Annotated in this window: 15 protein-coding genes and 1 tRNA gene; 9 read left to right on the top strand and 7 right to left on the bottom strand. The window is 63.4% G+C overall.

Going from position 1 to position 14,302, the window contains the following annotated elements:
• Positions 1-14: 14 nt before the first annotated feature.
• On the bottom strand, positions 15-986 hold the full coding sequence (locus AC0Z35_RS05575; protein ID WP_485131144.1) for a MerR family transcriptional regulator: 972 nt from the start codon (positions 984-986) through the stop codon (positions 15-17).
• 172 nt (positions 987-1,158) lie between these two features.
• On the opposite strand from AC0Z35_RS05575, the gene AC0Z35_RS05580 reads away from it, so the two are divergent.
• Together AC0Z35_RS05580 and AC0Z35_RS05585 are read left to right on the top strand one after the other, a co-directional pair.
• The gene (locus AC0Z35_RS05580) at positions 1,159-1,614 is read left to right on the top strand and encodes a fasciclin domain-containing protein (protein ID WP_104142703.1); all 456 of its coding nucleotides are present in this window, start codon (positions 1,159-1,161) and stop codon (positions 1,612-1,614) included.
• A gap of 132 nt (positions 1,615-1,746) precedes the next feature.
• The gene (locus AC0Z35_RS05585; protein WP_120157173.1) at positions 1,747-1,998 is read left to right on the top strand and encodes a DNA-3-methyladenine glycosylase; all 252 of its coding nucleotides are present in this window, start codon (positions 1,747-1,749) and stop codon (positions 1,996-1,998) included.
• On the opposite strand, the gene AC0Z35_RS05590 is transcribed toward AC0Z35_RS05585, so the two are convergent.
• The 4 genes from AC0Z35_RS05590 to AC0Z35_RS05605 form a co-directional block, all read right to left on the bottom strand.
• On the bottom strand, positions 1,999-2,775 hold the full coding sequence (locus AC0Z35_RS05590) for an EAL domain-containing protein (protein ID WP_046803185.1): 777 nt from the start codon (positions 2,773-2,775) through the stop codon (positions 1,999-2,001). It lies immediately after the preceding gene.
• Positions 2,776-3,059: 284 nt separating this feature from the next.
• A tRNA-Pro gene (locus AC0Z35_RS05595) sits at positions 3,060-3,136 on the bottom strand.
• A 339-nt stretch (positions 3,137-3,475) separates the two neighbouring features.
• Positions 3,476-4,441: an octaprenyl diphosphate synthase gene (gene ispB, locus AC0Z35_RS05600; protein ID WP_046803176.1), complete on the bottom strand. Its 966-nt coding sequence runs from the start codon at positions 4,439-4,441 to the stop codon at positions 3,476-3,478.
• A 154-nt stretch (positions 4,442-4,595) separates the two neighbouring features.
• Positions 4,596-5,756, bottom strand: coding sequence for a fumarylacetoacetate hydrolase family protein (locus tag AC0Z35_RS05605; RefSeq protein WP_104142698.1), 1,161 nt, complete (start codon positions 5,754-5,756; stop codon positions 4,596-4,598).
• Between the two features lie 119 nt (positions 5,757-5,875).
• Between AC0Z35_RS05605 and AC0Z35_RS05610 the strand changes: the two genes are divergently transcribed.
• From AC0Z35_RS05610 to proB, 5 genes are all read left to right on the top strand, one after another.
• On the top strand, positions 5,876-6,634 hold the full coding sequence (locus AC0Z35_RS05610) for an IclR family transcriptional regulator (RefSeq protein ID WP_485131143.1): 759 nt from the start codon (positions 5,876-5,878) through the stop codon (positions 6,632-6,634).
• A gap of 302 nt (positions 6,635-6,936) precedes the next feature.
• Positions 6,937-7,248 (top strand): 50S ribosomal protein L21, encoded by a 312-nt coding sequence (gene rplU, locus AC0Z35_RS05615; protein ID WP_006216228.1) that lies wholly within the window; start codon positions 6,937-6,939, stop codon positions 7,246-7,248.
• Between the two features lie 34 nt (positions 7,249-7,282).
• The gene (gene rpmA, locus AC0Z35_RS05620) at positions 7,283-7,543 is read left to right on the top strand and encodes a 50S ribosomal protein L27 (RefSeq protein ID WP_046803173.1); all 261 of its coding nucleotides are present in this window, start codon (positions 7,283-7,285) and stop codon (positions 7,541-7,543) included.
• Between the two features lie 191 nt (positions 7,544-7,734).
• Positions 7,735-8,871, top strand: a complete 1,137-nt coding sequence (obgE, locus tag AC0Z35_RS05625) for a GTPase ObgE (RefSeq protein ID WP_485131142.1) — start codon at positions 7,735-7,737, stop codon at positions 8,869-8,871.
• A gap of 55 nt (positions 8,872-8,926) precedes the next feature.
• Positions 8,927-10,063 (top strand): glutamate 5-kinase, encoded by a 1,137-nt coding sequence (gene proB, locus AC0Z35_RS05630; RefSeq protein WP_046803171.1) that lies wholly within the window; start codon positions 8,927-8,929, stop codon positions 10,061-10,063.
• Here the strand turns inward: proB and AC0Z35_RS05635 are convergent.
• Positions 10,060-10,737, bottom strand: a complete 678-nt coding sequence (locus AC0Z35_RS05635) for a transcriptional regulator (protein ID WP_046803170.1) — start codon at positions 10,735-10,737, stop codon at positions 10,060-10,062. The two genes, proB and AC0Z35_RS05635, sit on opposite strands and share 4 nt — an antisense overlap.
• Positions 10,738-10,816: 79 nt before the next feature.
• Between AC0Z35_RS05635 and AC0Z35_RS05640 the strand changes: the two genes are divergently transcribed.
• Positions 10,817-11,266 carry a helix-turn-helix domain-containing protein gene (locus AC0Z35_RS05640; RefSeq protein ID WP_162941286.1) on the top strand — a complete coding sequence of 150 codons (450 nt, stop codon included), beginning with the start codon at positions 10,817-10,819 and terminating at the stop codon, positions 11,264-11,266.
• Positions 11,267-11,430: 164 nt separating this feature from the next.
• Here the strand turns inward: AC0Z35_RS05640 and AC0Z35_RS05645 are convergent, their stop codons facing one another.
• Entirely contained in the window at positions 11,431-11,994 is a 564-nt protein-coding gene (locus AC0Z35_RS05645) for a SecDF P1 head subdomain-containing protein (protein ID WP_046803168.1), read from the bottom strand.
• Positions 11,995-12,384: 390 nt separating this feature from the next.
• On the opposite strand from AC0Z35_RS05645, the gene thiC reads away from it, so the two are divergent.
• On the top strand, positions 12,385-14,298 hold the full coding sequence (gene thiC / locus AC0Z35_RS05650; protein WP_104142696.1) for a phosphomethylpyrimidine synthase ThiC: 1,914 nt from the start codon (positions 12,385-12,387) through the stop codon (positions 14,296-14,298).
• Positions 14,299-14,302: the final 4 nt, after the last annotated feature.

Below are 14,302 nucleotides of genomic sequence, written 5' to 3' on the forward strand. Positions count from 1 at the left end.
GAGCTGGCCGGCGCCTAGCCGGCCAGCGGCCACATGCCTTCCGTGTGCAGCAGGCGGGCCATGGCGTTTTCCAGGATGCCGCGGGCTTGGCCCGCGGCCTGCTGCAACGCCAGGTGCAATTGCGCGTCGGCTTCGTCACGCGATGCGCATTGCGAGCTGAAACGTTCGAAGCTGCCCACCATCATCAGCAATTCGGCAAGATGTCTGGGGCATTCGCATGTGATCGGGTTGCGCATCGCCATGATCTTGGCCAGGGCTTCTTCATCGAACTCAATGGCCGACGCCGGAGCCAGCGCGCCAAGGTTCGAACCGACGACCGCCGATCGGCACAACGGCGCCAGCTCGTTCAACTGCGCCGGGATGCGGGCAACCAGGCAGCCTTGCGCGCGCAGGGTCCGAATCGTGGTGCTGGCACAAAAGCGGTAGAGCACCACCACGGCGCCCGACTCGGTGGCGTCGCGCGCGCGCTGGATAGGCGCCAGCGCATCCACGTCCAGCTCTGAAATTTCAACGATCAGCACGTCGGCATGGCGCGGCAGCGAGCCTGCGTCTTCCAGGCGCGCGCAGGCGCCAACCACGTGAACGTCCGGCCCGGCCATGAAGCCCGTCGAGCCATCTTGGGCGACCCCGCCGGCCAAGAGGCGCGGGGCCAGCGTGGCGCCGACCGCCACGGCGCGCAGCGGCGGGCCGGCCCGGCTGGGCTGCGCGCCCAGCATTGCTTGCAACTGCTCCAGCGGTAGCGACGCAAGCGTGCCAATGGCGTGACCCTGATCCGCCAGCTGCTTCAAGAGGCTTAGCCGGCGCACTTGCTCGGCCGAGTACAGCCGCTGGCCGCGTGCCGAGCGCGCGGGGGAAGACAGCTGATAGCGCCGTTCCCAGACCCGCAGGGTTTCGACGGGCAGGCCGGCCAACTTGGCGGCGACTCCCGTGCGGTAAGCGGCCGTTGAACCGGCCTCGTCTAGGTCAGTGCTGGAGGTGTTTGGCATTTTTGACCCGCCTTTGAACCGTTAAATACCCGCATTTATAGGTTCAAAATATGGACGAAGTGAAAGATGCCGCCTACTCTACCCTCACGCATCGCGTTTTCCAAGTTGCGACGCGCTCTTGAGCGCCCGCCTTGATGCGGGCGCCGGTAACCCTGACATTCTGGAGCACACCATGAAGCGATTTCTGATTGGAACGACGATTGCCCTGGCCTGCGGCTGGGCCAATGCCGCCGACATCGTGGATACGGCCAAATCGGCGGGCGACTTCAAAACGTTGACGACCGCCGTGCAGGCCGCCGGCCTGACCGAAACGCTGAAGGGCCCGGGTCCCTACACCGTTTTCGCCCCCACCGACGCCGCGTTCGCCAAGGTGCCCAAGGACAAGCTGGACGCGCTGCTGAAAGACAAGGCCGCGCTGACCAAGGTGCTGACGTATCACGTGGTGCCGGGCAAGGTCATGGCCAAGGACGTCAAGGCGGGCCAGGTCAAGACGGTTGAGGGCAGCACCATCGCCGTCACCGTCGCCGACGGCAAGGTCAAGGTGAACGATGCCAATGTGGTCAAGACGGACATTGCGGCCGACAACGGCGTCATCCACGTCATCGACACGGTGCTGATGCCCAAGTAATCCGGGACATTCACGGGTCACGCCCCGAGCCTCTGCGCGTAGCAAACGGTACAAGACCGCCATCGGGCGGTCTTGTGCCTGGGTCGACGTGACCGGTGATTGATCAACCGGGCAAGTAGCAGGAGGCTTTTTATGGATACCCAGGAACTGGTAGCGCAGATGATCGTCAGGACATCGCCCATGCGGCGCTTCGAGGACTGGCCAGAAGTTCTGGCCGCCTACGCCGCGTGCCTTGAAACCGTGCAGCACAAGCTGACCACGCAAGAGATGAACGACCTGATCAATTTAGGCGCGGACTTTTACCGCACCTTGGCCCGGGCAGAAGACTACCGGCGAGGCGCCGACCTGGAGGCCCGAAGCCGAGCCACAGGCGGCTTGGGGTAATCAGCCCACATTGGCTATCGGCGGCATCGCCTTGAATGCGGGTTTGGCGAACAAATAGCCCTGCATGAGCGTGATGCCCTGCGCCGCCAGAAAGTCGCGTTCACCCACCGTTTCCACGCCTTCGGCGATGACGCGAATGCCAAGATCGGTACAGATCTTCTGCACGCCTGAAATGATGCGTTGACGCGCGGTGTCGACATCGATACCGCGCACAAGCGCCATGTCCAGCTTGATGAGGTCAGGCTGGAAGTCCGCCAGCAGCGTCAAGCCCGAATAGCCCGCGCCAAAGTCGTCGATGGCGGTCTGAAAACCGTAGGATTTGTAGGCCTGAAAGATCTTCAGCAGATGGGCGCGGTCAGTGATGCTTTCGCCTTCGATGGTTTCGAAGATGATCCGGTTCACCGGAAAGCCGTGCCGCTCCGCGGCCTCGAAGGTGGTGCGAATACATGCGGCGGGTTGATAGACCGCATTCGGCATGAAGTTGATGGACAGGAAACGGTCCATCCCCATCCTGGCCGCGAGTTCGATGGCGGTGGTGCGGCAACGCTGATCGAAATGGTAGCGGTTGGCGTCGTCCACTTGCGACAACACCGAGGCTGCGGGCTGGCCTTCAGGCCCGCGCACCAGCGCCTCGTAGGCATAGGCCTGGCCAGACGCCAGATCGACGATGGGCTGAAACGCAAACGCCATGTCGATGGGCGCGGCCTCGTCAGATTTGCAACCTTGGCACTGGCCGCCTGACGCGGTCGACTCTGCTTGGCCGTGGATAGGAATCATGTTGGCGAGTGGCGGATTTCGGAGGGGCAGACAGAGGCGCTGGACCCGTGTGTGTGTGTCAGGCGGCAGGAAAGCGCAAGGGCGTTGGGCTTGGCCTGACCTTGGCTTTGGCCTTGGCTTTGGCTTTGGCTTTGGCCTTGGCTTTGACCTTTAGCTGGCGACTTTAACAGACGCGCGAAGGCATAAAAACGCCTCGCAGACGCAAAAAAGCCGGCGTCGCTGTCGCGATTCCGGCTTTTGCTGTTGGTGTCGAGAACACCATCAAAAATTCGACCACAAATGAGTGGTCGGGGCGAGAGGATTCGAACCTCCGACTCCTGCGTCCCGAACGCAGTACTCTACCAGGCTGAGCTACGCCCCGATTCAGTAAATTTGCCACGCTGAAAAACCGCGCTGACAAACTCGTACTACCAACTTGGCGGCGCTCAGTGCTACCAAGTTTTTTCTTTCCGCTGCATGTCTCGCGACTGCTGCGGCGACTATGCTCTGGTGACTTTGCTTTCGCTTCCCACCTTTGCTTTCCATCACCGCCGTTTCAACAGCGACCGCTATTAGAACCTATATTCCGCTTTTTTGAAAATCAGGTTTTGCTTTGGTTGCTTTGGCTTCTGCGTTTAGCTTTTGCTTTTGGCTTCAACAACCCACCCGCTTTCAAACCAGCTAGCTACGCCCAACTTCAGCGCCGCTGTGGATTTCGGCTTCAGCGATCTCTATTCACCGCGAAAGCGCAGAATTCTAGCAGAGAATTCAGAAAAGGCGAAACGGGGTAAATCGACAGCGCTTCGCGAGCCCGATCCGCTTCGGCCACAGCGGCCAGGCGGGCGTGTTCAAGCGCGTCGGTGGCCTGAATGGCTGCGGCCACGGCGGCGAAATCGGCGTCGCCCGTCTTGATGGCGTCGCGAATCAGTTGTTGTTGTTCGGGCGAGCCCACTTCCATCACGCGGATCAGCGGCAGCGTGGGCTTGCCTTCGCGCAGGTCGTCGCCCACGTTCTTGCCCAACGCGGCGGCGTCGCCGCTGTAGTCCAGCACGTCGTCAACCAGCTGGAACGCGGTGCCGACGTGGCGGCCATAGGCGGCGGCGGCGGCTTCCTGCTCGGGCGTGGCGCCTGCCAGCACCGCGCCCACCTGGGCGGCAGCTTCGAACAGCTTGGCTGTCTTGTAGCGCACCACTTGTAGGTAGCGGTCTTGCGAGACGTCGGGGTCGTGCACGTTCAGGAGCTGCAAGACCTCGCCTTCGGCGATCACCGTGGTGGCTTCGGACAGGATGCTCATGATGCGCATCGAGTCGGCTTCGACCATCATTTCGAACGAACGCGAATACAGGTAATCGCCAACGAGCACACTGGCGGCGTTGCCGAACACGGCGTTGGCCGTTTCGCGGCCGCGGCGCAGGTCGGATTCGTCGACCACGTCGTCATGCAGCAATGTTGCGGTGTGGATGAATTCCACGACGGCGGCCAGCAGTTGGTGATGCGTGCCTTCGTAGCCCAGCGCGCGCGCCACCATCAAGACCATGGCCGGGCGCATGCGCTTGCCGCCCGCGCCAATGATGTAGTCGCCGATTGTGCGGATCAGAACCACGTCCGAATTCAGCCGCTCGCGGATGACCGCGTCGACAGCCTTCATATCGTCAGCAATGGGGGCAATAAGCGCGGGGAGATTCAAGACGTATCCGACAAGTGAAACGAGCCGCGAGGGGGCTCTTACCGCTGGGCCGCCAGGAATGGCGGGGGATTCGACCAGCGATTATACGGGGTGCGGCGGGTGCGGGGCGGCCCGCTGCCGCCCCCCAGTCAGCGCAAGCGCGCCGGTCGCCGCCCTATCGAACCAGGCCGCGCTTGGCCAGGTTGGCGTACAGGGCCCGCACGCCGAACGTCCACGGTGTGATCTCGGTGGCCAACTGCACATCGTTGACCAGCGCGCCGATACGCTCGGACGCGATCTGGACGCGATCGCCCAGCTTGTGCGTGAAGCCGGTGCCGGGACCCTTGCGGTCCTGGCTGGGCGAGAACATCGTGCCCAGGAACAGCATGAAGCCGTCGGGGTACTGGTGGTGCGCGCCAAAAGCCTGGCGTACCAGGTCCTGGGGGTCGCGGCTGATTTCGCGCATGTGGCTGACGCCGTCCAGCGCGAAGCCGTCCGCGCCGTCGATGCGCAGCGACACATCGGCGTGGCGCACGCTGTCCAGGTCGAAATCCCCATCGAACAAGCGGATGAAGGGGCCGATGGCGCATGACCCGTTGTTGTCCTTGGCCTTGGTCAGCAGCAAGGCGCTGCGGCCTTCGATGTCACGCAGGTTGACGTCGTTGCCTAACGTGGCGCCCACGATCTCGCCACGGCTGTCCACGGCCAGCACGATCTCGGGCTCGGGGTTGTTCCACTGCGATTCGGGCAGCACGCCGATCTGCGCGCCGTATCCCACCGATGCCATCGCGGGCGTCTTCGAGAAAATCTCGGCGTCGGGGCCGATGCCCACTTCCAGGTATTGCGACCACTGCCCGCGTTCGACCAATTCGGCTTTCAGCTTGATGGCTTCGGCGGAGCCGGGACGCAAGCGAGACAGATCCGAGCCGATCAAGGCCTGCATCCGCACACGGATTTCATCGGCGCGGCTGGCGTCGCCGCCCGCTTCTTCCTCGATCATCCGCTCCAGCAGGCTGATGGCGAACGTGACGCCGGCGGCCTTGATGGGTTGCAGATCGCACGGCGCCAGCAGGCGCGGTCCGTCTTGCCCTTGCAAGGTGGCGGCCATCAGCGCGCGCACGTCGCCCAGCGATTCGCCTGCCGCGCCTTTGGCCAGCGTGACGCGATCGGGGCGATCCAGCAGATCGGACACGGTGGGGGCCACGGCGGTGATGTCAAACACCTCGCCGTTGCGCACCACCACGACGCTGGGCCCGTCCACCGGGGCCGGCCGCCAAACACGGCCCACCAGCAAGGCGCCCGCCAGGTCGACGGGCAATGCGTTGTCTATGTTCATGAGTCTCCACGCTTTATGCCGACTGGGCGGCATTTCAATAAAGGTGCAACGAGTCTAGAAGAAGGCCGTTATCATGTCCAACATTCTGAATTGCAGTCCAATAGGTTGGACAAACAGACATGACCGCCGACTACGATGTGCCCGCCATACGCCGTACCCACGACATCCTGCGGGTGCTGGCCAGCCGCCGCACCCCCGTCAAGGCCGCCGAACTGGCGCAGGCCTGCAAGCTGCCCAAAAGCACGCTGTACCTGTTGCTGGACTGCCTGGAACACCGCCGCTGGATCGAACGCAAAGACGGCGGCTACCTGATCGGCATCGAGCTGATGTCGCTGGGCTTCGCCTACCTGCGCCACGACGGCCTGCAAGCCGCGTTCCACGAGGCGGCCGGCGAGTTCGTGACCCGCTGCAATGAAGTCGTGCAGCTGGCGGCGCTGGATGGCTTTGACGTGGTCTACATCGCCCGCGAGGATGCCCGCCGCCCCGTGCGGCTGGTCTCCGACTTGGGCATGCGCCTGCCCGCCCATGCTTGCGCGCTGGGCAAAGTGCTGCTGGCCAGCCTGGAACCCGACGCCCTGGCCGCCAGCGTGCCCGACCCGCTGCCCCGCGTGACGGACCGCACGCTGGCCACGCGCGACGCGCTGTATCAAGAATTGGACAAGGTGCGCCAGACAGGGCTGGGCCACGATCAGGAAGAACTGGCCACCGGCCTGGTCTGCTACGCCGCGTATGTGGGCGTCACGCCCACGGGCAAGCGCGTGGCGGTCAGCACGTCGATACCCACCGACCGGCTGGACGACGCCCACCGGCGCGACATCATGGAGGGCATCCGCCGGGTGGCGCGCCACGTCTCCCAGCGCGTGGTGGCGCCCGCCTGAAGCCCCTGCGCCACACCTAAGCCCTTAGCCCACAACAGGTTTTTGACTTTTGAAAAGTCACGCGCTAATATTGCGGATTCGGTCAGCAATGCCCGAATTACGTCGGTTGTTCGCGTAAACCCTTCGGGTGCCTTGTTCGGGATATTTCCACCCGGTACCTGGCAGTCAGGCCCCTTTCCTTCTGGCCCGCCGCATGTCAAATGCCGGCACACGGACAGGAAAGCGAACCTTCCAAAGTGGCAATCCCACCCAGCAGGGCGGGCCGCGCGAATGAACCCATTTACCTATTTAAGGAACACCCCATGTACGCGGTCGTAAAAACCGGTGGCAAGCAGTATCGCGTTGCCGCTGGCGAAAAACTCAAGATAGAACAGATACCGGCAGACATTGGGCAAGAAATCACCCTGGACCAAGTGCTGTCCGTGGGCGAAGGCGACCAACTGAAAGTTGGCACGCCCCTCGTCTCCGGCGCTGTGGTCAAGGCAACGGTTCTTGCGCAAGGCCGCCACGACAAGGTCAAGATCTTCAAGATGCGCCGTCGCAAGCACTATCAGAAGCGTCAGGGCCACCGTCAGAACTACACCGAAATCCGCATCGAAGCCATCACGGCTTAAGTAGCGACTCGGTACCACTTAGCAGGAGCTAAACATGGCACAGAAAAAGGGCGGCGGCTCTACGCGAAACGGACGCGACTCAGAATCAAAGCGTCTGGGCGTCAAGACTTTCGGCGGTGAACTGATTCCCGCTGGTTCGATCATCGTGCGTCAGCGCGGTACTCGTTTCCACGCTGGCGTGAACGTCGGCATGGGCAAGGACCACACCCTGTACGCGCTGATCGACGGCAAGGTTCAATTCGGCTTCAAGGGCGCGTTGAACAAGCAAACCGTTTCGATCATCGCTGCCGAGTAATCGGACCAGCCACGGTCAGCGCAACGCGGTTTACCGCGTTGCCGAACGGCAAAAGCCCTGTCGCATGCGGCAGGGCTTTTTTGTTTTAAGCTTTTTTGTTTATGGCAATTGGCGAGTAAAGTTTCCAATGCCACCTGGCAGCGCCCCATGGCGGGCAACTGTCCTATTTACCCACTACACGCGCAGACACCATGAAATTCGTAGACGAAGCCACCATTGAAGTGGTCGCCGGCAAAGGCGGCAATGGCGTGGCGAGCTTTCGCCGCGAAAAGTTCATCCCCAAAGGGGGCCCGGACGGCGGCGACGGCGGCCGCGGCGGCACCATCTATGCCGTTGCAGACCGCAATATCAACACGCTGATCGATTTCCGCTACGCACGCCTGCATCGCGCCAAGGGCGGCGAGAACGGCCGCGGCTCGGACCAGTACGGCGCAGCGGCTCCGGACATCACCCTGCGCGTGCCCGTGGGCACCGTTATCCATGACGCCGAAACCGGCGAAGTCCTGTTCGACATGGACACCCATGACCAAAAGGTCGTGCTGGCTGCCGGTGGCCAGGGCGGCATGGGCAACATCCACTTCAAGTCCAGCTTGAACCGCGCCCCGCGCCAGTGGACGCCCGGCAAGGAAGGCGAACATCGCTACCTGCGCATGGAACTGAAGGTGCTGGCGGACGTGGGCCTGCTGGGCATGCCCAACGCCGGCAAGTCGACGCTGATCACGCGCATCTCGAACGCGAAGCCGAAGATCGCGGACTACCCGTTCACCACGCTGCACCCCAACCTGGGCGTCGTGCGTACGTCGCCGTCGCGCAGCTTCGTCGTGGCCGACATTCCCGGCCTGATCGAAGGCGCGTCCGAAGGCGCCGGCCTGGGCCACCTGTTCCTGCGCCACCTGGCGCGCACCCGCGTGCTGCTGCACCTGGTTGACGTGTCCACGCCCGACCCCGATGCAGATCCGGTCGAGCAAGCCGTGGTCGATGCGCGCGCCATCGTCGAAGAGCTGCGCCGCTACGACCCCGAACTGGCCGCCAAGCCGCGCTGGTTGGTGCTGAACAAGCTGGACATGGTGCCGGACCCCCAAGACACCAAGCGCCGCTTCCTGGAACTGTACGACTGGAAGGGCCCCGTGTTCGCCATTTCCGGCCTGACGGGCGAAGGCACGCAAGACCTGCTGTACGCGCTGCAAGACTACCTGGACGCCGAGCGCGAAAAGGAACATTTGTCGAGCGACCAGGCGGACGGCACCTATGTGGCGCCGGACCCCCGCTTTGACGACACGCGGTCCGACGCCGACAAGCCGGCCGCGCCGCGCGGCGGTGACGAATAAGCCATAATCGCAGTCCTTTCGATTACGTCTTTTTTCGCCGCAGCCGGCGCCTACCATGTCTGCTGAAACACCTGCCGTTTCCGTCGTCACCCACGCCCAGCGCCTGGTCGCCAAAGTTGGCTCGTCGCTGGTCACCAACGAAGGCCGCGGCCTGGACCGCGCCGCCGTCGCGCACTGGGCCTCGCAGATCGCTGCCTTGCACAAGCAGGGCAAGCAGATCGTGCTGGTCTCCAGCGGCGCCATCGCCGAAGGCATGGCGCGGCTGGGCTGGCGCAAGCGCCCTTCCGTCATGCACGAATTGCAAGCCGCCGCCGCCGTCGGCCAGATGGGCCTGTGCCAGGCTTACGAAGCGGCGTTCGCCGAGTACGGCCTGCGCACCGCGCAGATTTTGCTGACGCACGAAGACCTGGCCGATCGCCACCGCTACCTGAACGCCCGCAGCACGCTGTTCGCGCTGCTGCGCCTGGGCGTGGTGCCGATCGTGAACGAAAACGACACGGTCGTCACCGACGAAATCCGCCTGGGCGACAACGACACGCTGGGCGCGCTGGTCACCAATCTGATCGAAGCCGACACGCTGATCATCCTGACGGATCAGCGCGGTTTGTACGATTCCGATCCTCGCAAGAATCCCGACGCTACATTCATGTCGCACGCGCAAGCGGGCGACCCGGCGCTGGAAGCGATGGCCGGCGGCGCAGGCAGCGGCATCGGCACGGGCGGCATGCTGACCAAGGTGCTGGCCGCCAAGCGCGCGGCGCACAGCGGCGCGCACACCATCATTGCCTCGGGCCGCGAGCGCAACGTGCTGACGCGATTGGCGCAGGGCGAATGCATCGGCAGCGAACTGCGCGCCGTGCTGCCCGTGTGGTCCGCCCGCAAGCAGTGGCTGGCCGACCACCTGCGCCTGCGTGGCCGCGTGGTGCTGGACGACGGCGCCGTGCAGGCCCTGATGCGCGAAGGCAAGAGCCTATTGCCCATCGGCGTGACTGACGTGCAAGGCGAGTTCGGCCGTGGCGACGTGGTGGCCTGCGTGGACAGCCAGGGCATCGAATGCGCGCGCGGTCTCATCAACTATTCGTCTGTCGATACGCGACGCATCCTGCGCCAGCCTTCGTCGCAGATCGCTCGCATCCTGGGCAGCATGACCGAACCCGAGCTCATGCATCGGGATAACCTGGTCGTTCTCTAATCCTGCGGCTCCTGCGGCGGGCTGTGCTGAAGCAAGATATAGCCCCATCCGCGCACGGCCAACACCGGCAGTTCAATATCGAAGCGGCGCGCCTTGGTGCGCAGCCGCGACACCAGCACGTCAACGCTGCGTGCGCCCTCGCGAGGATTGCACGGAAAGAAGCGATCACGCCGCAGGCACTGGCCGGGCGCCCTTAGCAAGCGGACAAAAAAGTCGCGTTCGGTCAGCGTCAATGGCAGGCGTTCGCCGGCCGGGCCTGACAGCACGCGTTGGTCCAAGCGCCATGCAGGGCCGTCGGTGGAAGGCGGCAAGAGCCGGCGCCGCACATTGCGCAGCAACGCGTCCCATTCCTCGGGCTCCATACGGGCCGAACTATAAAAGTCCACACCCGCCTCCAGCGCCTCGACCCGTTCGCGCGCCGAGGCCACCGGCGACTGCCACACCACCGCCGCGTCCGGCGCCGCGCGGCGCAAGGCCGCGATCAGCTTGGGGACCTCGGCGCCCTGCCCACGCAACACCATCGCGTCGACATCGTCCGTGCGCAGCCGTTCGAAAAGCTCGTCCGGTGACGCGCACGCGCTGACCTGCCATTGAAAATCACGCAAAGCAGCGACAAAATGATTGCTCGTCATTTCATCAAGTTGCACGACGAACACGTTGCCCCGTTCATGCATGTGTCCTCGCCTCCAAAACTATCACCCAGGTAATGCTTATAACCACCAAAGTAAATCATGAGCAAGCTTCAATCGACTCGTGAAGACATTTTCAGACCGATTGAAGCAAGCCCGTCTTCTGCGTGGTCACACGCAGAAGACGCTCGCTCGTCTTGCGCGAATCTCGCAAAGTGCAATCGCCAGTTACGAAAACGGGCTCCGGCATTCCAGCCGGTCCGTCCGTAAGCTTGCGCAGATTCTGAAGATTGAGCCTGAGTGGTTGGAGACCGGTAAGGGTCCCATGGAACTACCCATGGAAGGCTATGACCTGTCAGATACGCTGCCCGCAGCGGGCGTCGCCGAGACCATGCCGCGCATGGCCCGACGGCCCCGTCCGCAAGCGCCCTGGCCGTTTCCCAACATTGCGCCGTCGCAATTCGACGGCCTGACACCCGATGATCGCGCCATGCTTGAAGCACTGACGCAAACCTTCATCGAGACCGCGCAAGCGCGTCGCACGGTCAAGCCGCGCGGCCGCAAAATCGGCTGATTCATCCCGCCCATCCGATGCGCGCGATGGCCGCGCCGTCGTTTGCGGGCAAAAAAATATCCGCACCTTTCGGTGCGGATATTTTGATTCAAGCGCCTGCGAATAACCAACTTCTGCCGCTTTTGCGACCTCGGCTTATCCGCAGGAAGATCGGTGATCAGTGATCAGGGCTTGGGCGTCGGTGCGGGCGCGGCGCCGCCGGCAGCCGGAGCGGGCGGTGCATCACCACGGATCTTGGCGGCGATTTCGGACGCGGCTTGCGCCGAGGCGACACCAAAGGCCAACACGCCACGGTTCAGGGGTTCGGCGATGCTCGGGGCGGCGACCAGTTCCTGATCGATCACCAGCGCCAGGCGGTTGCCGACGTTCTTGGTGCTGACGTCGGTCAGCTTGCGCGCGCCGGCTTCAGAGAAGCGCAGGCCCACGAAGTTCTGGCCTTGGCGGTCGACCAGCGCGGCGGCGTCGGTGAGATCCGCGCGCGTCAGCACGGGCACTTCCTGCATGTAGAGCTTGCCGTCGGGCAGTGCGATTTCGCGCAGGCCGGGGCCGGGCTGTTGTTGCGCCAGGTAGAAGTCCACCGACGATGCGGTAGCCGGCACGCTCGACTGCTGGCCGGCTTCGGGCGTGGCCGCGGCGCCGGACGGTTTCGTCGGGGCGGTCTTGCAACCCGCCAGCGCCAACGTCACGACAACCAGGGCGGGCGCCAATTTGCGTAGGGTCAGTTGCATGCTCGATTCCTTCTTTTAAGTTAGCTATGCCCGGCGAGTCGATGGCAGGCCGGGCGTTGGTGGAAAAAAGTGTACCGAACCTAAATGACGGTGTCGCCCCAGACTGAATCCAAATGTAAAGCAGTAATACCAGCTCTCGGAAGCAAGCGTTCTTTGAATGATTTCATGCGCACAAATCATCATATGCGCCGGGCCGCGTTGGCGCGATCTATACTTCGCTTTCGCGCAGGGGTACTCGTCCCGCCTTTTCAGGCGGCGCCGGGTTGAGAGAGTCCCTTCGTACCAGTACGGATAATGCCGATGCTGGGAGCCGTATTTCCGCCAGGCGTCGCTGCACGCCTGGCGGAAGTCCATTCCCGATCGGCTCCAACCACTTGCTTGGAGCTTTCCATGAACGCCAATCCCAAATTCCTGGCCGCTACCGCCGAAGTCGACGCGGCGGCCGTCGCACCGCTGCCCAGATCGCGCCGTGTGTATGAGACGGGCTCGCGCCCCGACATCCGCGTGCCGTTTCGTGAGATCGAGCAGGACGACACGCCGACCATGTTCGGCGGGGAAAAAAACCCGCCGCTGACCGTCTACGATTGCAGCGGCCCCTACACCGACCCCGATGCCAAGATCGATATCCGCCGCGGCCTGCCCGAGCTGCGCCGCGCCTGGATCGAAGAGCGCGCCGACACCGACGTGCTGTCCGGCCCGACCAGCGACTACGGTAAGGCGCGCCTGACCGACCCGAAGCTGACGGCGATGCGATTCGACCTGCAACGCCCGCCGCGACGCGCCAAGGCGGGCGCCAACGTATCGCAGATGCACTATGCGCGGCGCGGCATCATCACGCCGGAAATGGAATTCGTGGCGATCCGTGAAAGCCTGCGCCGCGAGCACTACCTGCAAACGTTGCGCGACAGCGGTCCCGATGGCGAAAAGATGGTCAAGCGCCTGCTGCGCCAGCACCCCGGCCAATCGTTCGGCGCCGCCATCCCCGCCGCCATCACGCCGGAATTCGTGCGTGACGAAATCGCGCGCGGGCGCGCCATCATCCCGGCCAACATCAACCACCCCGAGGTCGAGCCGATGGCTATCGGCCGCAACTTCCTGGTGAAGATCAACGCCAACATCGGCAATTCGGCCGTCAGCTCGGGCATCGGCGAAGAAGTCGAGAAGATGACGTGGGCGATACGCTGGGGCGGCGACACGGTGATGGATCTGTCCACCGGCAAGCACATTCACGAAACGCGCGAATGGATCATCCGCAATTCGCCGGTGCCCATCGGCACGGTGCCGATCTACCAGGCGCTGGAAAAGGTGGATGGCAAGGCCGAGGACCTGACGTGGGAGATCTTTCGCGACACGCTTATCGAACAGGCCGAGCAAGGCGTGGACTACTTCACCATTCACGCGGGCGTGCGGCTGCCGTTCATTCCGATGACGGCGGATCGCATGACGGGCATCGTGTCGCGCGGTGGCTCGATCATGGCCAAGTGGTGTCTGGCGCATCACAAGGAAAGCTTCCTGTACGAGCGCTTTGAAGACATCTGCGAGATCATGAAGGCGTATGACGTGAGCTTCTCGCTGGGCGACGGGCTGCGTCCGGGCTCGGGCTACGACGCCAATGACGAAGCGCAATTCGCGGAATTGAAGACCTTGGGCGAATTGACGCAGGTGGCGTGGAAGCACGACGTGCAGGTGATGATCGAGGGGCCGGGCCACGTGCCGATGCACCTGATCAAGGAAAACATGGACCTGCAACTTGAGCACTGCCATGAAGCCCCCTTCTACACGCTGGGGCCGCTGACCACCGATATTGCGCCGGGCTACGATCACATCACGTCGGGCATCGGGGCCGCGCTGATCGGTTGGTACGGCACGGCGATGCTCTGCTATGTGACGCCGAAAGAGCACTTGGGCCTGCCCAACAAGAAAGACGTGAAGGACGGCATCATCACGTACAAGATCGCGGCGCATGCGGCGGACCTGGCCAAGGGCCATCCGGGCGCGGCGATCCGCGACAACGCGCTGTCAAAGGCGCGCTTTGAATTCCGCTGGGACGATCAGTTCAACCTGGGGCTGGACCCGGACACCGCCAAGGAATTCCACGACGAAACGCTGCCGAAGGACTCTATGAAGGTGGCGCACTTTTGCTCGATGTGCGGCCCGCATTTTTGCAGCATGAAGATCACGCAGGACGTGCGCGACTATGCCGCGGCGCAAGGCGTCAGCGAGAAGGACGCCTTGCAGAAAGGCATGCAGGAAAAGTCGGTGGAGTTCGTGAAGAAGGGTGCCGAGGTCTATCACCGGCAATAGACGC

The organism is Achromobacter sp. 1L-A-4-B-C2 (assembly GCF_057291955.1).